Origin of the sequence: Agromyces protaetiae, assembly GCF_004135405.1 — a bacterium.
Taxonomy (GTDB): Bacteria; Actinomycetota; Actinomycetes; order Actinomycetales; family Microbacteriaceae; genus Agromyces; species Agromyces protaetiae.
This window is the reverse complement of the sequence record NZ_CP035491.1, coordinates 125,581-146,810: the sequence shown is the minus strand read 5'-3', so window position 1 is coordinate 146,810 and position 21,230 is coordinate 125,581. Positions and strand designations below refer to the sequence as shown.

Genomic DNA, 21,230 nt, shown 5'->3' with positions numbered 1-21,230 from the left:
GACTGGGAATGACGGCGCTACGGTGAACCTGTGACCGACGACGCGAAGCGCGCCGAACTCCTCGGCGAGATCGAGGCGATCGGGCAGGCGATGGAGAACTCCTCGCTGTCTTCGCTCGTCCGCTCGCTCCTCGAGATCGACCTCACGATCCAGCAGCTCAAGCTCCTCACGATGCTCGTCGTCTCCGACGGCATGAGCGGGCAACGGCTCGCGCAGGAGCTCGGCGTCTCGATGGCGACGATCTCGGGCATCGTCGACCGGCTCGAGACCCAGGGACTCGTCGCGCGCGTGCTCGACGAGCGCGACCACCGCGTGCGGCTCGTCCACGCGACGGCAGACGGGCGCGAGATCGTGCTCAGGCTCTCGTCGAGCCGCGAACAGCTCGGGCGCGAGGTGCTCGAGCGGGTGCCCGTCGACGACCTCGCGGCGCTCGCGCAGGGGATGCGCGCGATCCTGCGGGCGATCTCGGAGTAGCGCCGGTTCGCGGTTTCTGCCTACTCGGCCGACGCGCCGAGGATCGCGTCGAGGAGGCCCGGGAAGCGCTCGTCGATCTCGTCGCGGCGGAGCGAGATCGTGCGGCGGCGGCCGTTCGGCTCGTTGCGGATGACGCCGTTCTCGCGCAGCACCTTGAAGAGGTGGGAGCGGGTCGACTTCGGCATGTCGGGGTCGGTCGCCGCGCAGGCCGCCATGTCTGTCGGTCCGCCCGAGACCTGTCGTGCGATCGCGAGCCGTTCGGGATCGCTGAGCGCGAAGAGGATGCCGCCGAGCGTGATGTCGCTCGCGGCGGGGTGCGGAAGGTCGACGGCGGAAGCCACGGTTCGAGATTATTTGAAGAATCTGGGAATGTCTGGGACATCCGATTGTTCGAATCTTCTAGAACGATTGGAGTCGCGAATGACCGACACGCTCACCGCGGTACCGGAGCAGAAGACGAGCCGCACACGCACGGGCTTCGCGCTCGCGATCACCGGCATCACCGTCATGATGGCCGCAGCGAGCGCGCCGTCGCCCTTCTACCCCGTGCTGCAGCAGCGTCTCGGTCTCGACCCCGGAACCATCACGGGCATCTTCGCCGTCTACGCCGTCGTGCTCCTCGCGGCCCTCCTCACGATGGGCTCGCTCTCCGACCACCTGGGGCGCCGGCCCGTCATCAGCGCGGGCTTCGCCGTCCTCGCGCTGAGCGTGCTCCTCTTCTGGCACGCCGACTCCGTCGGTCTCCTCTACGGCGCCCGCGCGCTGCAGGGGCTCGCGAGCGGCATCCTGCTGTCTGCGCTGTCGGCCGCGATCGCCGACCTCGAGCCCGCGAACCGGCCGGGATCGGCGGCCGTCTGGAACTCGGTCGCCCCCATGGCCGGGCTCGCGATCGGCGCGATCGCGGCCGGTGCGGTGCTGGATGTCGCGGCCGACCCGCTCCTCGTCGTCTTCGCCCCGCTCGTGGTCGCCTTCGTCGCCCTCGCGGGCGCGGCATGGCTCGCCCCCGAGACCTGGCCGCGGCACGAGGGGTGGGCGGCCTCGCTCCGCCCGCGCGTCGCGATCCCCGCCCCCGTGCGGAGGCTCTTCCTCGTGAGCGCGCCCGCCGTGCTCGCGGGCTGGGCGACCGGCGGACTCTTCCTCTCGCTCGGCGCCTCGATCGTCCGCACCCAGTTCGGCGTCGCCGACCACCTCTGGCAGGGCCTCGCGATCTCGCTCCTCGCGGGATCGGGCGGTGTCGCGGCGTTCCTCATCCGCAAGCGGAGCGCCCGGCAGATCACGATCTACGGCACGAGCGCGCTCGCCGTGGGCACGGCGTTGACCCTCGCCGCTCTCGCGCTGCACTCGCTGCCGGCGTATCTCGTCGCCGTGATCGTCGCGGGCACGGGCTTCGGCACGGCGTTCATGGGCGTGCTGCGGTCGATCGCTCCCGCCGTTGAGCCGGGCCAGCGCGCCGAGGTGTTCGCGTCGATCTACACCGTGGCGTATCTCGCCTTCGGCGTGCCCGCCGTGCTCGCGGGCGTTCTCGTGCCGGTGCTGACGCTCGGCGTCACGGCCTACGGGTACGGCGTCGCGGTCATCGTGTTCGCCGCGGCGGCGGCGCTGCTGCGGGTGCGGGCTCGCGCGTAGGCGTTGTGCTGAGGCCCTGCCGACGGCATCGTCAGCGGGCGAGCAGCCCGTCGAAGAGCGCGTCGGCGTACTCGGGCGTGAGTTCGATGTGCGCGAGCGTGCGGAAGAGCACGGCACCGAGGAGCGCATCCGCGGCGATCCGCGGATCGAGGCTCGCGCGTACATCGCCGGCCGCGGTCGCCGCGGCGATTCGGCTCGCGAGCTCGTCTCGCGTCGGGGCGGTCACGGTCGAGGTGATCGTCGAGGCGCCGGGTGCGTCGTCGGCCGCTGCCGCGGCGAGTGCCCGCACGAGCGTCGCGTTCGCGGGGTCGGCGCTCGTCGCGACGAGCGTGCGCAGGAACGAGCGCAGGTCGTCGAGCGGATGCCCCGTCGGCGCGGGCGGTGTCGAGGGCAGTGCGATGACCCCCTCGACGACCGCCTCGGCGACGATCGCCGATTTGGCGGGCCACCACCGGTAGACGGTCTGGCGGCTGACGCCCGCGGCGGTCGCGATCCCGTCGATCGTGAGGCGTTCGTAGCCGGACTCACTGAGGAGCGTCGACGTCGCGTCGAGCACCGCGCGGCGCGATCGCTCGCTGCGCGGTCGTCCTCTCGCGGGCTCGCTCATGCGTCCACGGTAGCCGGGGAGGAGTAGCATTCCGTATAACGAGACAAAGTGTCTTGTAAATGTTGCGAAGGAGCATCATGTCGAACGGAGTGCTGGTCGTCATCGGCGTCGGCGGGATGGGCGAAGCCATCGCCCGGCGCGTGGGAGCGGGGCACAAGGTGGTGCTCGGCGACTTCAACGAAGCGCTGCTCGAGCGCGTCGCGACGGCGCTGCGCGGCGACGGGTTCGACGTCACCGCCCAGAAGGTGGATGTCTCGTCGCGCGAGTCGGTCGCGGCGCTCGCCGATGCCGCCGCTGCACTGGGGCCCGTCGTCAAGGTGGTCCACACCGCCGGGCTCTCGCCCGTGCAGGCGCCGACCGCCGCGATCCTCCACGTCGACCTCGCGGGCGTCGCCTACAGCCTCGACGAGTTCGGCCGCGTCATCGCCGACGGCGGCGCAGGCGTCGTCATCGCGAGCATGGCGGGCACGTTCGGCATCGGGCAGTTCCCCGCCGAACTCGAAGCCGCTCTCGCCCTCACGCCGACCGACGACCTCCTCGGCCTGCCGTTCCTCGCCGAAGGCGCGCTCCCCAACGCGGGTGCGGCGTACAGCATCGCCAAGCGCGGCAATCAGGTGCGCGTGCAGGCCGCGAGCCTCGCGTGGGGCGCCCGCGGCGCCCGTGTGAACACGATCAGCCCCGGCGTGATCTCGACGCCCATGGGCCAGCAGGAGCTCGCGGGCGAGTCGGGAGAAGGCATGCGTGCCATGATCTCCGGCTCGGGCACCGGCCGCATCGGGACGCCCGCCGACATCGCGAACGCCGCCGCGTTCCTGCTCAGCGCCGACGCGTCGTTCATCACGGGCACCGATCTCCTCGTCGACGGCGGCACCGTCGCGGGCGTCCGCTCGGGCGCGATCAAGCTGCCCCAGGGCTGAGTCGCGGATGCCTCGGGCTCACCGCCCGAGGCATCCATCAGCCATCGCACATGCCCACGCACTACCGTTGAGCCTATGAGCGCAACGGATGCCCAGAACGAGCCCGAGGCGCCGCAGACGCCTGACACGGCTGCCACGACCGAGCCGGCCGAGCCGGCCGGCCCGACCTTCGCCGACCTCGGCCTCGACGACCTCGTCTTGAAGGCCCTGAAAGACGTCGGCTACGAGACCCCGTCGGCGATCCAGGCCGCGACCATCCCGCCGCTCCTCGAGGGCCGCGACGTGCTCGGCACGGCGCAGACCGGTACGGGCAAGACCGCCGCGTTCGCGCTCCCCATTCTCTCGAGGCTGGATGTCTCGCAGCACGCGCCGCAGGCGCTCGTGCTCGCCCCGACGCGCGAGCTCGCCCTCCAGGTGTGCGAGGCGTTCGAGCGGTACGCGTCGCACCTGCGCGGCGTGCACGTGCTGCCCGTCTACGGCGGCCAGGGCTACGGCGTGCAGCTCTCGGCGCTCCGCCGCGGCGTCCACGTCGTCGTCGGCACCCCCGGCCGCATCATGGACCACCTCGAGAAGGGCACCCTCGACCTCTCCGAGCTCAAGTACCTCGTGCTCGACGAAGCCGACGAGATGCTCAAGATGGGCTTCGCAGAAGACGTCGAGACGATCCTCGCCGACACCCCCGACGACAAGCAGGTCGCGCTGTTCTCGGCGACGATGCCCGCGGCGATCCGCCGCATCTCGGCGCAGTACCTCAAGGATCCCGACGAGATCAACGTCAAGACGAAGACCACGACGGGCGCGAACATCACGCAGCGCTACCTCGTCGTCTCGTACGCGCAGAAGGTCGACGCCCTCACGCGCATCCTCGAGGTCGAGGCGTTCGAGGGCGTCATCGTCTTCGTGCGCACGAAGAACGAGACCGAGACGCTCGCCGAGAAGCTCCGCGCGCGCGGGTTCTCGGCGGCCGCGATCAACGGCGACATCGCGCAGGCCCAGCGCGAGCGCACCGTCAACCAGTTGAAGGCCGGCAAGCTCGACATCCTGGTCGCGACGGATGTCGCGGCGCGCGGCCTCGACGTCGACCGCATCAGCCACGTGGTGAACTTCGACATCCCGACCGACACCGAGTCGTACGTGCACCGCATCGGCCGCACGGGCCGCGCGGGCCGCACGGGCGACGCGATCAGCTTCGTGACCCCGCGCGAGCGGCGTCTGCTCTCTTCGATCGAGCGCGCGACGCGTCAGCCGCTCACCCAGATGCAGCTCCCGACCGTCGAAGACGTGAACGCCACGCGCCTCACGCGCTTCGACGAGGGCATCACGGCGGCGCTCGCCGAGACGGCTCGCATCGAGGGCTTCCGCGACGTCATCGCCCACTACGTCTCGCACCACGACGTGCCCGAGGCCGATGTCGCGGCGGCCCTCGCCGTGCTCGCCCAAGGCGACACGCCGCTGCTCCTCTCGCCCGAGGACGACCGGCCGTTCCGCGACACCCGCTCGCGTGAGGCCCGTGACCGCGACGACCGCGGCGAACGCCGGTTCCGCGACGACCGAGGAGACCGCGGCGACCGCGGCGACCGCGGCTCCGACCGGTTCCGCGACGACCGCGCCCGCTCCGACCGGGAAGACCGCGACGGCCGGCGCTCGCGCCCGCGCTCGGGTCCGTTCGCGTCGTACCGCATCGCCGTCGGGCGTCGCCAGAAGGTCGACCCGCGCCAGATCGTCGGCGCGCTCGCCAACGAGGGCGGCCTCCGCCGCGAAGACTTCGGGCACATCGACATCCGCCCCGACTTCTCGCTCGTCGAGCTGCCCGCCGACCTCTCGAACGATGTGCTCGACCGGCTCTCGGGCACCCGCATCAGCGGCAAGCTCATCGAGTTGCGTCCCGACACGGGTCGCCCGCAGCGCCGCGACCGCGACGGCGGCGGCTACGACCGCGGCGGCTACGACCGCCCGCGTCGTGAAGGCGGATACGACCGCGACCGTGCACCGCGCGAAGACCGGGGCGACCGACCGTTCCGCAAGCCTCGGCACTGACGCGGGCCGAACGACTGACGCAAGAGCCGCGCCCCGAGCTCAGCGCTCCCCGCGCGGCTCCGCCATGGGCGCCGTGCGCGCGCCCACGATGCGGTCGACCGAGCGCAGCAAGCGCACGGCGGCGGGCTCCGAGGCATCCACGTCGTCCTCGACGGGCGTGTGCACCGTGAGCGCGAACGCCGACACGACGAGGGCGACCGCGGTGCGGGCCGACTCGTCGGACACGGCGCGCTCGCGCGCGAGCTCGAAGAACGTCTCGCGGAGCGAGCTCGTCCACTGCGTGAACGCGGGCCCGAGTTCGGGGCGTTCGGCGACGAGCTGCTTGATGCGGCGGGTGTTGCGGCTCTCGTCGGCGAGGTGGCCGACGAGCTCGCACAGCGCGGGCACGAGTTCGCCACGCGCGGCGCGGAAGCGGGCGAGGGCGTCGTCGGTCAGCACGACCTGGGGGAGCCCCAGGACGGCCGCGGACTTCGAGGGGAAGTAGTTGAAGAAGGTGCGCTGCGAGACATCCGCCGCTTCGCAGATCTGATCGACGGTCGTCGCCTCGAGACCGTGCGCCTCGACGAGCGCGAACGCCGCCTCGTGGAGCGCGAGCCTGGTCGCCGCCTTCTTCCGCTCCCGCAGGGTCGCGGGAGCGGAAGCGGCGGCGACCGGCTCGACGGAGGTCATACCGTCGATTCTTCCAGCGTCTCGTCGAGGCTCGCGGCCGCGTTCGCGCGGGCCTGAAGGGCCGAGACGTTGCGCAGCGGCGGCGCCTTGAAGAACAGCGACAGCACGAACGCGAGCAGGATGACTCCGAGCGCGACCCAGAAGACGAGCACTGCCGACGTCGTGAACCCGACGAGGAAGGGCTTCGTGAGGGCCGGGTCGGCGCCGTTCAGGAACGAGGTGTCGCTCGTCGCACCGCTCGTCGTGCTCGCGGCGTTGCCGTCGGCGAGCTTCTGCTCGAGCTCGGGGACGAGCTGGTCGACCCACGCCTCGCGCTGATCGGCGTTCGACCAGTCGACCGAGACGGTGTCGCCCGTGACGGTCGCGTTCGCCTGCTCGGCGACCGCGGCGAGGGCGGCCTCGTGCGCGGCGGGAGTCGCGGCCGCCACCTGCGTCGCGATGACCTGATCGGCCATGGCGGCCGAGAGTGCGCCCGCGTCGACCTGCGCCTGCACGGCTGCGGTGACCTTCTCGGTCACGGCCTGGTCCGCCGCGGCGAGGGCCTTGGTGACGCCGTCGTCGAGCTGGGTCTGGATCGTCTCCTGGATGGGGTCGACGATGGGGGTCCAGAGCTGGGCCATGACGGCCTGGTTCTCGGGCGCGCCCGCGATCTCGGGGTCGAGCGCCGCCGAGAGGGCCGTCGAGAGGGTCTCCTCATCGGAGATCGACTTCACGATGTTGCCCGGCAGGCTCGAGAACAGCACCGACAGCAGGATCGCGACGCCGAGCGTGCCGCCCATCTGGCGGAAGAAGGTCGCGACGCTCGTCGCGACGCCCATCTCGTGCGGCTCGACCGCGTTCTGGCTCGCGAGCGTGAGGGTCTGCATGAGCTGGCCGAGGCCGAGGCCGACGACGAACATCTCGACCATGAGCACCCAGAACGGGGTGTCGTAGTGCTCGAAGGTGAGGAGGAAGAAGCCGAGCGCCGTGACCGCGGTGCCCGTGATCGGGAAGATGCGGTACTTGCCCGTGCGGGCCGTGTACTGGCCCGCGCCGATCGCCGAGATCATGAGGCCGACGACCATGGGGATCATCGCGAGGCCCGACTCGGTCGGGTTCAGGCCGATGACGATCTGGAGGTACAGCGGGATGGTCAGCATCGCGCCGAACATGCCGAAGCCGATGAGCACGTTGAGGATGGTCGCCATCGAGAAGGTGCCCGAGCGGAACAGGCCGAGCGGGATGATCGCGTCGTCCTTCATGAAGTGCTCGATGAGGACGAAGGCGAGGATGCCGACGCCGCCGAGGACGTAGCTGATGATCGCGGGCGTCGAGGTCCAGCCCCATTCGCGGCCCTGCTGGGCGACGAGGAGGAGCGGCACGAGCGCGAGGATGACGGCCGAGGCGCCCCACCAGTCGATGCGGGGCTTCTTGTCGTGGGCGAACTTCGGCAGGTGGAGGAACGCGATCACCATGATGAGCGCGATGATGCCGATGGGGATGTTGATGAGCATGACCCAACGCCAGCCGTCGATCCAGAGGATCTCGTTCGCGCCGGCGAAGAGCCCGCCGATCAGGGGGCCGATGACGGTCGAGATGCCGAAGACGGCGAAGAAGTAGCCCTGGTACTTCGCGCGTTCGCGCGGGGCGAGGATGTCTCCCATGATCGCGAGCGGCAGCGACATGAGCGCGCCCGCACCGATGCCCTGGAGGGCGCGCCAGGCCGCGAGCATGAACATCGTGTCGGCGGTCGCCGACAGCAGCGACCCCACGAGGAAGATGCTGATGCCGATGATGAAGAGCGGGCGGCGGCCGAAGATGTCGGAGAGCTTGCCGTAGATCGGCACCGACACGGTCGACGTGATGAGGAACGCCGTCGTCACCCACGCCTGCTGGTCGAGGCCGTGCAGGTCGTCGCCGATCGTGCGGATGGCGGTGCCGAAGACCGTCTGGCCGAGCGACGAGAGGAACATGCCGGCCATGAGGCCGTAGATCACGAGCTGGATCTGGCGAGGCGTCATGATCGGGTCGTGCTCGGTCGTCGCGGCGGGCGCGACGACGGGAGCCGAGCCCGTGGCGGTGGTGGTCGACATGCGTGTCCTTCGAGGTCGCGTGGCGGAGAGAGATGGTGCGGATCCGGGTACGACGCTGTCCAGATTCGTGCAGAGGTGCAAATATACACCTCTGCAGGTTCATCCGCGAACCGGCGCCGGCTTCCGAATCCAGATCCACGACACGATGCCGCCCGCGACCATGAGGACCGCCGTCGCGATCGCGCCGCGGTGGAAGCCGTCGAGGTCGAGGCTGCCGCCGACGATCGCCGAGAGCATCGCGATCACGAGGAGGCCCGCGACGCGCGCGACGGCGTTGTTGACCGCCGAGGCGACGCCCGCGCGCACGGGGTCGATCGAGCCGAGGATCGCCGAGGTGAGCGGCGCGACCGTGAGCGTGAGCCCGATGCCGAAGACGACGATCGCGGGCAGGACCTGGGTCCAGTAGTCGAAGTCGGTGCGCACCGTGAGGAGCAGCAGCGCCCCCGTGGCCATGATGAGCGGCCCGATCGTCATGAACAGGCGCGGCCCGAGCTTGCCCGAGAGCGCGCCGACCTTCGAGCTCAAGCCGATCATGATGAGCGTCGACGGCAGGGTCGCGAGGCCCGCGAGCGTGGCGGGAAGGCCGGCGCCCTGCTGCAGGTAGACGCCGAGCACGAACCCGTTGAGTGAGAGGGCGGCGTAGACGAAGAAGGTCGCGATGTTGCCCGACCAGAAGTTCCGCACGCGGAAGAGGGCGAGCGGGAGCATCGGCTGCGCGGCGAAGCGCTCGCGCACGAGGAACGCGAGGAAGGATGCCACGCCGCCGACGAGTGCCGTCACGATGAGCGGCGACCAGCCGAGGTTCGGCTGCTCGATGAGCGCGAACACCGTGCCGCCGAGCCCCGCGGTGCAGAGGGCGGCGCCGAGCCAGTCGATGCGGGCGCCGGGTTCGCGGATGTCCCGGTGCCCGAGCCGCACGAGGAGCCAGAGCGTCACGGCGATCGGCACGACATTGATGAGGAACGCGAACCGCCACGACGAGAAGTCCACGAAGAGGCCCCCGATGACGGGGCCGGCGAGCATCGCGGCGGTCGTGAGCGAGGTCCACACGCCGATCGCGCGCGCTTGCGCCTCGTCGCGGAAGTTCGAGGTGATGAGCGCGAGCGAACTCGGCACGAGCAGGGCTCCCGCGATGCCTTGGAGGGCGCGCGCGACGATGAGGAAGTCGGGGGAGGGGGCGGCGGCGATCGCGATGGAGGCGAGCCCGAAGCCGATGAGCCCGACTCGCAGCACGCGGATGCGCCCGTAGACGTCGGAGAGCGACCCCGCGACGAGGATGAGCGCGGAGAGCGTGATGAGGTAGGCGTCGACGGCCCACTGCTGGGTCGCGAGCCCGCCGCCGAGCTCGCGCAGGATCGCGGGCAGCGCGACCGTGACCACGGTGCTGTCGAGGAACGAGACGAACGACGCGAGCACGGCGATCGCGAGCACGAGTCGCTGGTCGCGCGACCTGGCTTCGGCCATGGCTCCACGCTAGCCCCTGGTGCTGTCTTGCGTCGCAAGATACTATGCGACGCATGAGTGCCGATTCGACCGTGCAACTGCGCAAGGGGGTCGCCGAGCAATGCGTGCTCGGACTCCTCGCCGAGCGGCCGCACTACGGGTGGGAGCTCGCCGAGACGCTCGGCGCGCACGGCCTCGTCGCGAGCGCCGGCACCCTCTACCCGCTCCTCGCGCGCCTCCGCTCGCGGGGCGCCGTCGAGACGTACACGCAAGACAGCGACGCAGGCCCGACCCGCAAGTACTACCGGCTCACCGCCGCGGGCACGCGGGAGCTCGCGGCGTTCCGCGAGCAGTGGCGCGGCTTCAGCCGAACCGTCGACGACCTCATCGGAAGGGGATCACACGTATGACCGACCAGCTCTCCCGGGCGGCGCGCGTGTACTTGCGCGAACTCGACGCGGCGCTCGCGGGCGTGCCGCAGGCCCTTCGCCGAGACATCCTCGACGGCATCGCGAGCGACCTCGCAGGGCTCGATCCCGCTGCGGCTGCCGAGCGGATCGAGCAACTGGGCGATCCGAACGAGATCGCGGCGGATGTCTCGGGCGGCGTGCCTGCCGCGAGCGGCGGGGAGCCCGGGGCATCCGCGACCGCGCTCGCCGCGCCGCCTGCCCAGGTCGCACCGCCCGCCCCGCCCGTGAGCCCGCGCTGGTACGTCGTCGTGACCTCGCTCGTCGTCGCGTTCGGCGGATTCGTGATCCCGGTGATCGGATGGATCGCGGGCATCACGATGATGTGGATGTCCCGGAGCTGGGCGCGCTGGGAGAAGTGGACGGCGACGCTCCTGCCGTTCGCGGTGCTCGCAGTCACGTTCGCGGCCTCGGCGATCGCGGGCGCGGTCGAGCGCGCCGGTGCCCCGACGCCGGGGGTGAGCGACTCGCCGCTCGTCGTGTCGGCATTCTCGGGCTGGCACGCCGCCATCCTGCTCATGTTCGTGATCCCGCCCGTCACGGGCATCTGGCTCCTCGTCCGCGGCCTCCGCCGCCCCTGACGGCGTGCGCCCCGAGGGGCATAACATGAGACATGATCAGGATTACGGTGCTCGGCATCGCGCTCGACTCGCTCGGGCAGCACATCGTGCTCCTGAAGCCCGTCGACGAGGTCGTGGGTGAGGGCGTCGTGCTCCCGATCTGGATCGGCGGGCAGGAGGCGACCTCGACGCTCATCGGCATCAACGGCGAAGACGCGCCGCGCCCGCTCGGCCACGACCTCATGAAGACGCTCCTCGACACGTTCGGCGCGAGGCTCCAGCGCGTCGACATCACGCGCCTCGACGAGGGCACCTTCTACGCCGACCTCGTGCTGCAGACGGTCGACGGGCAGCGCACGCTCGATGCCCGCCCATCCGACTCGATCGCGCTCGCCGTGCGCGCGGGCGCCCCCATCTTCGTCGCCGACGACGTCCTCGACGAGGCCGGCATCCCCGCCGAGCTCGTCGAAGTGGAAGACGACGACGAGGTGCCGGCCGGCGGCGCGCGGCAGGACGAGACCGACGAGGAGCGGCTCGAGGAGTTCCAGAAGTTCCTCGACGACGTCGACCCCGACGACTTCCGAGGCTGAGCCCTCGCTACGGCAGAATCAGCGTATGCCCGACGCGCTCCCCGCCCTCACCGAGATGCCCTCGCCGCAGTACATCATGACGGCCGAGGGCCGCCGCATCGCGACCTACTCGTGGGGCGACGAAGAGGCGCCGACCGTGCTCGCCGTGCACGGCTTCGCGTCGAGCACGCGCGACAACTGGGTCAACACGGGCTGGGTGCGCGACCTGACGCGGGCGGGCTACCGCGTGCTCGGCGTCGACCAGCTCGGCCACGGTGCGAGCGACAAGCCCCACGAGTCATCCGAATACGACATGGTGCACCTCGTCGACGACCTCGTCATCGTGCTCGACACCTACCTGCTCGACACCGTGCGCTACCTCGGCTACTCGCTCGGCGCGCGCGTCGGCTGGCAGGTCGCCGTCAACGCGCCCGAGCGCATCGAACGCGCGGTGCTCGGCGGCATCCCCGACGGGCGGCCGCTCGCGCGCCTGCAGATCGACGAGGTGCGCGCGCTCGCCGAGCACGGCACGCCCGTCGAAGACGCCGTCACACGCAACTACGTCACCCTCGCGTCGCGCGTCGCGGGCAACGACCTGCTGTCGCTCGTCGCGCTCGCCGAGGGCATGCGCCACGGCGACGCCGACCCGGATGTCACGCACCCGCCCCTGCAGCCGATCCTCTTCGCGACGGGCACCGACGACGCGATCTTCGCGCAGTCGAAGGCGCTCGCCGAGGCGACGCCGAACGGGTCGTTCCTCGAGATCCCCGGCCGGCACCACTTCAACGCGCCCGGTGCGCGGGCGTTCCGCGAGGCGGGGATCCGGTTCCTGACGGGGGCGTGAGCGCTCAGCCCGGGAGCGCTCAGCCCGCGAGCGCCGCCGCGAGGCTCTCGCGCACGATCGCGAGGCCGGCGCGCAGCTCGTCTTCGGTGATCGTGAGCGACGGGAGGAACTTCAGCACCTCGTCGTACGCGCCCGACGTCTCGATGACGAGCCCGCGCGCGAACGCCTGCTTCGAGATGCGGCCCGCGAGGCCCCGGTCGACGTCGGTCGCGATGCCGTAGAAGAGGCCGCGGCCGCGCACGTCGAACGCGAGCTCGGGGTGCTCGGCGGCGATCGCCTCGAGCTCGGCGCGGAGCAGTTCGGACTTCGCGGCGACGCCCTTCATGAAGGCGTCGTCGGCCCAGTAGGTCTCGAGGGCTGCGCGCGCGGAGACGAACGCGAGGTTGTTGCCGCGGAAGGTGCCGGTGTGGGCGCCGGGCTTCCACACGTCGACGTCGGGGCGGATGAGCACGAGCGACATCGGCAGGCCCGAGCCCGAGATCGACTTCGACACGGTCACGAGGTCGGGCACGATGTCGGCGTGCTCGAACGCGAAGAACTTCCCGGTGCGACCGATGCCGGCTTGGATCTCGTCGAGGATGAGCAGGATGCCTCGGACCGCCGTGATCTCGCGGAGGCGCTTCAGCCACGGCAGGCTCGCGACGTTGATGCCGCCCTCGCCCTGCACGGCCTCGACGATGACCGCCGCGGGGTGTCGAGCCCCGAGCCGGGGTCGTCGAGCGCCTTCTCGAGCAGGTCGAGCGTGTCGATGCCCGCGCCGAGGTAGCCGTCGTAGGGGAAGCGTGCGACGCCGCCGAGGCCGATGCCCGCGGCCGTGCGGTAGTGGCTGTTGCCCGTCGCGGCGAGCGCGCCGAGGCTCAGGCCGTGGAACGCGTTGGTGAACGCGACGACGGTCTGGCGGCCGGTCGCCTGGCGGGCGAGCTTCAAGGCCGCCTCGACGGCGTTCGTGCCGGTCGGGCCGGTGAACTGGATCTTGTAGTCCCACCCGCGCGGTTCGAGCACGTACCGCTCGAACGCTTCGATGAACGCCTTCTTGGCGCTCGTCGCCATGTCGAGGCCGTGGATGATGCCGCCGTGCTCGAGGTACGCGATGAGCGCCTTCGTGAAGACGGGGTTGTTGTGGCCGTAGTTCAGCACGCCCGCGCCCGCGAAGAAGTCGAGGTACTCCCGGCCGTCGGCGTCGACGAGGGTGGCCCCGCGGGCCTCGTCGAACACGGTGGGGAAGGCGCGGACGTACCCGCGGACTTCGGACTCTCGACGGTCGAAGACGTCCAGGGAAACGGCGTCGCTCATGGCGGGAGTGCTCCTCTTCTTCGGTGGCGGTGCTACGAGCCTAGAGGTCGCGGCTGAGTGCTCCGGCACGGAGGTGCGGACGGGAACGAAACCGGATCATACGGTGTTCTATATCTCGGCGTCGCAGCCAGCGATGTCGAGGAAGGGGAAACACAGATGGCAACCGAGTACCGGAGGACCGAGGAGGCGCTCGCGAAGCTGACGCCCCTCCAGCGCAAGGTCACCCAGGACGACGCGACCGAGCCCGCGTTCCGCAATGAGTACTGGAACAGCCACGACGACGGCATCTACGTCGACGTCGTGTCGGGACAGCCGCTCTTCGCGTCGACCGACAAGTACGACAGCCGTTCGGGCTGGCCGAGCTTCACCCGACCGATCGACGAGTCGTCGATCGTGGAGAAGGTCGACCGCTCGCTGTGGATGAAGCGCGTCGAGGTGCGCTCGGCAGGAGCCGACAGCCACCTCGGACACGTCTTCGACGACGGCCCCGCCGACCAGGGCGGGCTTCGCTATTGCATCAACTCGGCGTCGCTGCGGTTCGTACCGCTCGCGGACCTCGAGGCCGAGGGGTACGGTGCGTACCGTGCCCTGTTCGAGGGAACCACCGACGAGGAGCACCACGCATGACCGACAACGGAACCGTCACGAGCATCCCGGGTACCGAGACCGCCGTCCTCGCGGGCGGCTGTTTCTGGGGCATGGAAGACCTCGTCCGCAAGCAGCCGGGCGTCCTCCAGACGCGCGTCGGCTACACGGGCGGGCAGAACGACCACGCCACCTACCGCAACCACCCCGGCCACGCCGAGGCGCTCGAGGTCGTCTTCGACCCGCAGAAGACGAGCTACCGCGACCTGCTCGAGTTCTTCTTCCAGATCCACGACCCGTCGACCCTGAACCGTCAGGGCAACGACATCGGCACGAGCTACCGCTCGGCGATCTTCCCCCTCTCGGAGGAGCAGGAGAAGGTCGCGATCGACACGATCGAAGACGTGGATGCCTCGGGCCTCTGGCCTGGGCCCGCGACGACGACGATCGAGCCCGCGGGCCCGTTCTGGGAGGCCGAGCCCGAGCACCAGGACTACCTGGAGCGCTACCCCAACGGGTACACCTGCCACTTCCCGCGCGCGGGCTGGAAGCTGCCCAAGCGCGCTGACGCGGTGTGACCGCGAAGTAGGCAGTAGGAAGACCCGCCGGTGCGTACCCTGACACGTGCCGGCCGCGCGGCCGCGGCGATCATCGCCGCGGCCGTCGTCGTGTCCGCACTCGCCGCGTGCGACTGGCCACGCCGGTTGATCGAAGGGGCCGAGCAGGAACGCACCGACCCGACGTTCTACGCCCTGCCGACCCCGATGCCGGCCGGGAAGCCCGGCGAGATCGTGCGGACGCAGCCCATCGAGAGCGCGCCCCACGGCGTCAAGGCGTGGAAGGTGCTCTACCACTCGACCGATCTGAACGGTGCAGACATCCTCGTGTCGGGCGTCGTCGCGGCGCCCGAGAAGCCCGCGCCCCAGGGCGGGCGCACGATGGTGTCGTGGGGGCATCCGACGACGGGTGCCGTCGGGCGCTGCGCCCCTCGTGGGGCATCGACCCGTTCGACCTCGTCGAGGGCTTCGACGAGCTCATCGCCCGCGACTACGTCGTCGTGTACACGGACTTCGCGGGGATGGGCGCGGCCGGCCCCGACTCGTACCTCATCGGTTCGACCGAGGGGCGGAACGTGCTCGACATCGCGCGCGCCGCGCGCGGCCTCGACACCGGGGCATCCGATCGCGTCGCCCTGTGGGGGCATTCGCAAGGCGGCCAGGCGGTGCTCTTCGCCGCCGAGCTCGCCGACTCCTACGCGCCCGACCTCGACGTGCAGGCGGTCGCCGTCGCGGCGCCCGCGGTCGAGCTCACCGAGCTCTTGAACGCCGACATCGGGGATGTCTCGGGCGTCACGATCGGGGCGTACGCGTTCGACGCCTACGCGTCGGTCTACGCCGACACCCCCGGCGCCGACCTCGACACGATCCTGACGCCAGCGGCGATCGCAGCCCTGCCGAAGATGAACGATCTCTGTCTCTTCGGGCAGAACACAGAGCTTCACGAGATCGCGACACCCCTCATCGACGGGTTCCTGACGGGCGACCCCGGCGAGGTCGAGCCGTGGGCGAGCCTCCTCGCCGAGAACACCCCGGGCACCGCCCGCTACGACATCCCGCTCTTCGTCGCCCAGGGCGAGACCGACACCCTCGTGCGGCCCGACCTCACCGAGGCGTTCGTCGCCCGCCAACGCGCCCTCGGCACCGACGTCACGAGCGAGCTCATCCCGAAGACCGGGCACGGACTCGTCGCGCTGCGCGCGCTCAAGACGATGCTGCCCTGGCTCGACCGCGTCGCGCCTGCGCAGGGCCCTCCCGGGCGGGCTGGGTAGAATCGCACGGATGCGCGCACCGCGCGCGATCCCGTCTTCAGGAAGGACCAGCTCCGTGCTGCGCACCCACAAGGTCGGCTCGCTCCGAGCCGAGCACATCGGTCAGACCGTCACCCTCACCGGTTGGGTCGACCGCCGCCGCGATCACGGCGGGGTCGCCTTCATCGATCTTCGGGATGCCTCGGGCATCGCCCAGGTCGTCATCCGCGACGAGGCCGTGGCGCACCCGCTGCGCAGCGAGTTCGTGCTCCAGATCACGGGCGAGGTGTCGGCGCGCCCCGCGGGCAACGCCAACGCCAACCTCGCGACGGGCGACATCGAGGTCATCGCGCACGACGTGGTGACGCTCAACGAGTCGGCGCCGCTGCCGTTCCAGGTGTCGACGGCGCTCGCCGACTCCGAGGTCGTGGGCGAAGAGGCCCGCCTCAAGTACCGCTACCTCGACATGCGCCGCCCGGCGACGGCCGGCGCCCTGCGCCTGCGCGCGAAGGCGAACCAGGCCGCCCGCCGCGTGCTCGACGCTGAAGACTTCGTCGAGATCGAGACCCCGACCCTCACGCGCTCGACGCCCGAGGGTGCGCGCGACTTCCTCGTGCCCGCGCGCCTCGCGCCCGGGTCGTGGTACGCCCTGCCGCAGTCGCCGCAGCTGTTCAAGCAGCTCCTCATGGTCGGCGGCATGGAGCGGTACTACCAGATCGCCCGCTGCTACCGCGACGAAGACTTCCGCGCCGACCGCCAGCCCGAGTTCACGCAGCTCGACGTCGAGATGAGCTTCGTCGACCAGGAGGATGTGATCGCGCTCGGCGAGAAGATCCTCGTCGCGCTGTGGGACCTCATCGGCGTCAAGGTCGAGACCCCGATCCCGCGGATGACCTACCACGAGGCCATGCGTCTCTACGGCTCCGACAAGCCCGACCTGCGGTTCGGCAACCCCATCGTCGAGCTCACCGAGTACTTCGCCGACACGACGTTCCGCGTGTTCCAGTCGGAGTACGTGGGGGCCGTCGTCATGGCGGGCGGCGCCGACCAGCCGCGCCGCCAGTTCGACGCCTGGCAGGAGTGGGCGAAGCAGCGCGGCGCCCGCGGCCTCGCCTACGTGACCTTCGGCGAAGACGGCACCCTCGGCGGCCCCGTCGCGAAGAACCTCACCGACGCAGAGCGCGACGGCCTCGCGGCCGCCACCGGCGCGAACCCCGGCGACGCCGTGTTCTTCGCGGCCGGCGCGACGAACGAGTCGCGCGCCCTCCTCGGCGCCGCGCGTCAAGAGATCGCGCGCCGCACGGGCCAGATCGACGAGGACGCGTGGGCGTTCGTGTGGGTCGTCGACGCGCCGCTCTTCAAGCCCACGGGCGAAGACGACGACGTCGACCTCGGCCACTCCGCCTGGACGGCCGTACACCACGCGTTCACGTCGCCGACCCCCGAGTGGATCGACACGTTCGAGTCCGACCCGGGCAACGCGCTCGCCTACGCCTACGACATCGTCTGCAACGGCAACGAGATCGGCGGCGGCTCGATCCGCATCCACCGCCGCGACGTGCAGGAGCGCGTCTTCGACGTCATGGGCATCGGCCCCGAGGAGGCGCAGGAGAAGTTCGGCTTCCTCCTCGACGCGTTCGCCTTCGGCGCCCCGCCGCACGGCGGCATCGCGTTCGGCTGGGACCGCATCATGACGCTCCTCACGGGGTCGGCGTCGATCCGCGACGTCATCGCGTTCCCGAAGTCGGGCGGCGGCCACGACCCTCTCACGAACGCGCCCGCGCCCATCACGGCCGAGCAGCGCAAAGAGGCCGGGGTCGACGCGAAGCCCGAGCCTGCGGAGGTCGAGTAGCGCGCAGCGCGCGGCCCCCGGGTCAGCGCAGCGGACGGTTCGCGCGGATCACGTTCCCGGGGTCGACGCGCAGCTTGACGCCGCCGAGCCGGTCGATCGTCTCGGCGGGGTAGGCGTCGGCGAACGTCGTGCCGGCGCCGAGGAAGCTCGGGATGCCTCGGTCGCCGCGGTGCCGGGCGACGAGCTCGCGGAGCGGTGCGAGGGCCGCGGCCGGGTCGACGTGAGGCCCGAACGGCACGACGCCCGAGTTGAGGAGCGCGGGCGCCTGCGGTGCACCGATCGCGGCCCGGTCGGCGCCGAGCTCGTCGGCGATCGCGCCGCCGAGTGCGCGGAAGCTCGCACGGCCGAGCCCCGACCGCGCACCCGTCGTGAACGCCGCGACGAACTCCGCCGCGAAGGCGTCGTCGGCCGCATCGACGCTGCCTCCGAAGTCGACGGTCGGCATCGGGTCGGTCGGTTCGCCCGCGACGGCCGCGAGCTGCCCGATCGTGAACGGCTGCAGCGTGTTCGCGATCGGCTGCGCGACCGCGAGGAGCCGGTCGGCGTACGACTGCCCCTCGGCCGGGTCGCCGACGTGGACGAGGGCGACGGATGCCACGGTCTGCCCGCGCAGAGGAGGGGGCACCATCTCGTGGTCGGGCAGGGACATCATGCCCGCGTCGACCCCGAGGTCGGGCACGTCCCGCGCGAGCGCGAACGCCGCGGCGATGACGGGCTCGGCCCAGGTCTCGGGGAAGAGGAGGCTGCCGCCGAAGAGCCGTTCGCCGGGATAGAGCGCGAGTTCGAGTTCGGTGACGATCGCGAAGTGCCCGCCGCCGCCCCGCAGCGCCCAGATGACTTCGGGGTCGTCGGCGTCGGTGATCCGGCGGGCCGTGCCCGAGGCATCCACGACCTCGGCCGACACGATCGCGCGCGCCGCGAGGCCGTACCGACGGCTGAACATCGACTGCCCGCCGTTGATCGAGAGGGCTGCGGCGTTGACCATGGGGTTGGAGCCGGCGAGGGCGATGAGCCCCGTGCCCTCGAGCTTCGCGAGCGCGGCGCCCCAGTTGACGCCCGCGCCGACGCGCAGGATGCGCGCCTGCTCGTCGACGGCGATCGTGTCGAACCGGGTCGGACGCACGAGGACGACCCCCTGAAGGTCGCCCGCTGCGCCGTGGCCGTTCGGCTGCACGGTCACCGCTAGCCCGGCGTCGGCGGCGGCACGCACGATGCGCGAGACATCCGCCGTGTCCGCCGGTGTCGCGATCGCCGCCGGACGCTGGTCGATCGCGCGGTTCCACGGCAGGCGAGCCGTGTCGTACTCGGCGTCTCCCGGGAGCACGAGCGTGCCCGTGAGCTCGGCGCGGAGCCGCTCCAACGCGGCGAGACCATCGGATGCAGGCATCGAGACCCCTTTCGACCCGCCGCCCAACCTACTGCTGCGGAGCGACATCCAACAGAGAAATCCTCATGAACCATCCATGAGAGGCTCGAAGCCATGGCACCCGACTCGACCGACCTCGCCACCCTGCACGCGCGCGATGCCGACTACGCCCTCCGTCGTGCGCGTCGCGACGACCTGCCCGCACTCATCGCGCTCCTCGCGACCGACGCCTTCCGCGGCGGCGAGGACTCGACCTCGCCAGAGGCCCGGGCGGGCTACGAGCGGGCGTTCGACGCCATCGACGCAGACCCTGCGAACCTGCTCGTCGTCGTCGAGCCGGTCGCCGGCCCCGATGCGGAGCAGGTCGTCGGCACCATGCAGCTCACCCTCATTCCGGGCCTCGCGCGCGGCGGGTCGACACGCCTGCAGATCGAGGCGGTGCGGATCGACGAACGTCTCCGCAGCGGCGGCATCGGCTCGGCGATGATCCGGTGGGCGGTCGACCGCGGTCGCGAGCAGGGCGCCTCGCTCGTGCAGCTCACGTCGGATGCGCGCCGCATCGACGCGCACCGCTTCTACGCACGCCTCGGCTTCGAGCCGTCGCACACGGGGTTCAAACTCTTCCTCTGACGGGCGACGGCGACCTGCAGCTCACTCGTCGGGCAGGAGGTCTTCTTCGTCCTGCTCCTCGAGCGTGAGTTCGTCGACGCCCGACGCGGCCTCTTCGGCGCGGTGCTCGCGGTCGATGAGCGCCGCTTCGGCGTCTTGCTCTGCGAAGTCGCGCGCGGCGCGCGGGTCGCGGTCGTAGGCGAACGGCTCTTCCAACGGGTCGACGAAATCGGTCATGCGAATCAGCCCCCTCGTGGTCGAAGCTACCGCAGGTCGAGCCGCATGACCACGCGCGGGAACCCGCCGACGACCGAGTCGGTGTCGGCCGCCTTCTCGAACCCGGCCCGCTCGAAGAGCGCCCGCGTGCCGACGTACGCCATCGTGAGGTCGACCTTCGCACCCGCGTTGTCGACGGGGTAGCCCTCGATCGCGGGCGCCCCGTTCGCACGCGCGAACTCGACGGCGCCCGCGAGGAGCGGATGCGACAGCCCGCGCTTGCGATACCCCGGCCGGATGCGCAGGCACCACACGCTCCACACGTCGAGGTCGTCGACGTGCGGGATGCGCCGGTTCGTCGCGAAACTCGTAGCGGCACGCGGATGCACCGCAGCCCACCCCACGGGCTCGTCGCCCTCGTACGCGATGACCCCGGGCGCGAGCGGTTCGGCGACGAGTTCGCGCACGCGCTCGCCGCGGGCGGTGCCGCGCAGCGACAGGTTCTCTTTCGACCCCACCCGGTAGCTCAGGCACCAGCACACGTTCGCGTCGGGGCGCTTCGGCCCCACCATCGTCGCGACGTCGTCGAAGACCGACGCCGCTCGTACCTCGATCGGCATGCGGTCAGGATGCCACGCCCCCACGACATCGGGGAGAATGGAGGCAGACTTCCGAGGAGCCGAGACCATGAGCGACGCGATCCAGTACGACGGCGGCCACACGCATCCGCACGGCCACACCGCCATCGAGTGCCCGGTGTGCTTTGAGGAGCTCCAGCGCAACGGCGACTGGTGGAAGGCGAAGCCCGAGGGGTCGCGCCTCGTCGGGCTCGTGGTCGCGCGCGACGACATGCCCTCGATCCTCCAGCAGCGCGAAGACCTCTCCGCCTTCGGCGTGCAGATCCTCGACTTCAAGTTCCCCGCGCCCGAGACCCTCGAGACGTGGGAGCAGCGGCTCGGCCGACTCTTCGGCACCCTGCGCGCGGGCGACGTGCTCGTGGTCTCGACCGAGCGCGCCCTCGGCCGCACGGCCGACGAGGTCACGCGCACGATCCAAACGCTCCGCCGCCACAACCTCGTCGTCAAGGTGCTGAGCCACGGGGCGCGGCACCTCGTCGACGCGCCGGTGAAGTAGGCACCGGTTAAGGAGCGCGCAGGCAGACACGGCAGAGCGGCGGATGTCCGAGACATCCGCCGCTCTTCTGCGTCGTGCCGCGC

24 protein-coding genes are annotated in these 21,230 nt (G+C 71.1%); 14 read left to right on the top strand and 10 right to left on the bottom strand.

What is annotated here, in order from left to right; genetic code table 11:
• The first annotated feature begins 30 nt into the window (after positions 1-30).
• The gene (locus tag ET445_RS00715; protein WP_129187921.1) at positions 31-474 is read left to right on the top strand and encodes a MarR family winged helix-turn-helix transcriptional regulator; all 444 of its coding nucleotides are present in this window, start codon (positions 31-33) and stop codon (positions 472-474) included.
• Between the two features lie 20 nt (positions 475-494).
• Here ET445_RS00715 and ET445_RS00710 read toward each other — a convergent pair whose 3' ends face one another.
• Positions 495-815, bottom strand: a complete 321-nt coding sequence (locus ET445_RS00710; RefSeq protein WP_129187919.1) for an ArsR/SmtB family transcription factor — start codon at positions 813-815, stop codon at positions 495-497.
• 79 nt (positions 816-894) lie between these two features.
• Here ET445_RS00710 and ET445_RS00705 point away from each other — a divergent pair, with 79 nt between their 5' ends.
• On the top strand, positions 895-2,100 hold the full coding sequence (locus ET445_RS00705) for an MFS transporter (protein WP_129187917.1): 1,206 nt from the start codon (positions 895-897) through the stop codon (positions 2,098-2,100).
• Positions 2,101-2,131: 31 nt separating this feature from the next.
• Here ET445_RS00705 and ET445_RS00700 read toward each other — a convergent pair whose 3' ends face one another.
• Positions 2,132-2,707, bottom strand: a complete 576-nt coding sequence (locus ET445_RS00700; protein ID WP_165314249.1) for a TetR/AcrR family transcriptional regulator — start codon at positions 2,705-2,707, stop codon at positions 2,132-2,134.
• Between the two features lie 77 nt (positions 2,708-2,784).
• Here ET445_RS00700 and ET445_RS00695 point away from each other — a divergent pair, with 77 nt between their 5' ends.
• The gene (locus tag ET445_RS00695) at positions 2,785-3,624 is read left to right on the top strand and encodes an SDR family oxidoreductase (RefSeq protein WP_129187913.1); all 840 of its coding nucleotides are present in this window, start codon (positions 2,785-2,787) and stop codon (positions 3,622-3,624) included.
• Between the two features lie 75 nt (positions 3,625-3,699).
• Complete coding sequence (locus ET445_RS00690; RefSeq protein ID WP_129187911.1) at positions 3,700-5,661, top strand: DEAD/DEAH box helicase; 1,962 nt, start codon at positions 3,700-3,702, stop codon at positions 5,659-5,661.
• A 39-nt stretch (positions 5,662-5,700) separates the two neighbouring features.
• On the opposite strand, the gene ET445_RS00685 is transcribed toward ET445_RS00690, so the two are convergent.
• From ET445_RS00685 to ET445_RS00675, 3 genes are all read right to left on the bottom strand, one after another.
• Entirely contained in the window at positions 5,701-6,330 is a 630-nt protein-coding gene (locus ET445_RS00685; RefSeq protein WP_129187909.1) for a TetR/AcrR family transcriptional regulator, read from the bottom strand.
• Positions 6,327-8,402: an MDR family MFS transporter gene (locus ET445_RS00680; protein WP_341769725.1), complete on the bottom strand. Its 2,076-nt coding sequence runs from the start codon at positions 8,400-8,402 to the stop codon at positions 6,327-6,329. Before ET445_RS00680 ends, ET445_RS00685 begins: the two co-directional genes overlap by 4 nt.
• 99 nt (positions 8,403-8,501) lie before the next feature.
• Positions 8,502-9,866 (bottom strand): MFS transporter, encoded by a 1,365-nt coding sequence (locus tag ET445_RS00675; RefSeq protein WP_129187907.1) that lies wholly within the window; start codon positions 9,864-9,866, stop codon positions 8,502-8,504.
• A 53-nt stretch (positions 9,867-9,919) separates the two neighbouring features.
• On the opposite strand from ET445_RS00675, the gene ET445_RS00670 reads away from it, so the two are divergent.
• From ET445_RS00670 to ET445_RS00655, 4 genes are read left to right on the top strand one after another with little or no spacing between them, the layout of a single operon-like run.
• Entirely contained in the window at positions 9,920-10,255 is a 336-nt protein-coding gene (locus ET445_RS00670) for a PadR family transcriptional regulator (protein WP_129187905.1), read from the top strand.
• The gene (locus ET445_RS00665) at positions 10,252-10,893 is read left to right on the top strand and encodes an HAAS signaling domain-containing protein (RefSeq protein ID WP_129187903.1); all 642 of its coding nucleotides are present in this window, start codon (positions 10,252-10,254) and stop codon (positions 10,891-10,893) included. The genes ET445_RS00670 and ET445_RS00665 overlap by 4 nt, the downstream gene beginning before the upstream one ends.
• Positions 10,894-10,925: 32 nt before the next feature.
• A complete protein-coding gene (locus ET445_RS00660; RefSeq protein ID WP_129187901.1) occupies positions 10,926-11,462 on the top strand; it encodes a bifunctional nuclease family protein in 537 nt (178 codons plus the stop codon).
• A gap of 25 nt (positions 11,463-11,487) precedes the next feature.
• Entirely contained in the window at positions 11,488-12,285 is a 798-nt protein-coding gene (locus tag ET445_RS00655) for an alpha/beta fold hydrolase (protein WP_129187900.1), read from the top strand.
• Positions 12,286-12,304: 19 nt separating this feature from the next.
• Here ET445_RS00655 and ET445_RS18385 read toward each other — a convergent pair whose 3' ends face one another.
• Entirely contained in the window at positions 12,305-12,952 is a 648-nt protein-coding gene (locus tag ET445_RS18385) for an aminotransferase class III-fold pyridoxal phosphate-dependent enzyme (protein ID WP_341769724.1), read from the bottom strand.
• Positions 12,907-13,578: an aminotransferase class III-fold pyridoxal phosphate-dependent enzyme gene (locus ET445_RS18380; protein WP_341769723.1), complete on the bottom strand. Its 672-nt coding sequence runs from the start codon at positions 13,576-13,578 to the stop codon at positions 12,907-12,909. Before ET445_RS18380 ends, ET445_RS18385 begins: the two co-directional genes overlap by 46 nt.
• 156 nt (positions 13,579-13,734) lie before the next feature.
• Between ET445_RS18380 and msrB the strand changes: the two genes are divergently transcribed.
• The 4 genes from msrB (at position 13,735) to aspS (ending at position 17,822) form a co-directional block, all read left to right on the top strand.
• On the top strand, positions 13,735-14,205 hold the full coding sequence (gene msrB, locus ET445_RS00645; RefSeq protein WP_129187898.1) for a peptide-methionine (R)-S-oxide reductase MsrB: 471 nt from the start codon (positions 13,735-13,737) through the stop codon (positions 14,203-14,205).
• Positions 14,202-14,741 (top strand): peptide-methionine (S)-S-oxide reductase MsrA, encoded by a 540-nt coding sequence (msrA, locus tag ET445_RS00640; protein ID WP_129187896.1) that lies wholly within the window; start codon positions 14,202-14,204, stop codon positions 14,739-14,741. Before msrB ends, msrA begins: the two co-directional genes overlap by 4 nt.
• Positions 14,742-15,109: 368 nt before the next feature.
• Positions 15,110-15,991: an alpha/beta fold hydrolase gene (locus tag ET445_RS00635; protein ID WP_243695269.1), complete on the top strand. Its 882-nt coding sequence runs from the start codon at positions 15,110-15,112 to the stop codon at positions 15,989-15,991.
• 55 nt (positions 15,992-16,046) lie between these two features.
• Complete coding sequence (gene aspS, locus ET445_RS00630) at positions 16,047-17,822, top strand: aspartate--tRNA ligase (RefSeq protein WP_129187894.1); 1,776 nt, start codon at positions 16,047-16,049, stop codon at positions 17,820-17,822.
• A 22-nt stretch (positions 17,823-17,844) separates the two neighbouring features.
• Here the strand turns inward: aspS and ET445_RS00625 are convergent, their stop codons facing one another.
• On the bottom strand, positions 17,845-19,209 hold the full coding sequence (locus ET445_RS00625) for an FAD-binding oxidoreductase (protein ID WP_165314248.1): 1,365 nt from the start codon (positions 19,207-19,209) through the stop codon (positions 17,845-17,847).
• A 93-nt stretch (positions 19,210-19,302) separates the two neighbouring features.
• On the opposite strand from ET445_RS00625, the gene ET445_RS00620 reads away from it, so the two are divergent.
• Positions 19,303-19,818, top strand: coding sequence for a GNAT family N-acetyltransferase (locus ET445_RS00620; RefSeq protein ID WP_129187891.1), 516 nt, complete (start codon positions 19,303-19,305; stop codon positions 19,816-19,818).
• Between the two features lie 21 nt (positions 19,819-19,839).
• Here the strand turns inward: ET445_RS00620 and ET445_RS00615 are convergent, their stop codons facing one another.
• Complete coding sequence (locus tag ET445_RS00615) at positions 19,840-20,034, bottom strand: hypothetical protein (RefSeq protein WP_129187889.1); 195 nt, start codon at positions 20,032-20,034, stop codon at positions 19,840-19,842.
• Between the two features lie 26 nt (positions 20,035-20,060).
• Positions 20,061-20,633 carry a GNAT family N-acetyltransferase gene (locus ET445_RS00610; protein ID WP_129187887.1) on the bottom strand — a complete coding sequence of 191 codons (573 nt, stop codon included), beginning with the start codon at positions 20,631-20,633 and terminating at the stop codon, positions 20,061-20,063.
• 67 nt (positions 20,634-20,700) lie between these two features.
• Here ET445_RS00610 and ET445_RS00605 point away from each other — a divergent pair, with 67 nt between their 5' ends.
• The gene (locus ET445_RS00605) at positions 20,701-21,147 is read left to right on the top strand and encodes a recombinase family protein (protein ID WP_129187885.1); all 447 of its coding nucleotides are present in this window, start codon (positions 20,701-20,703) and stop codon (positions 21,145-21,147) included.
• Positions 21,148-21,230: the final 83 nt, after the last annotated feature.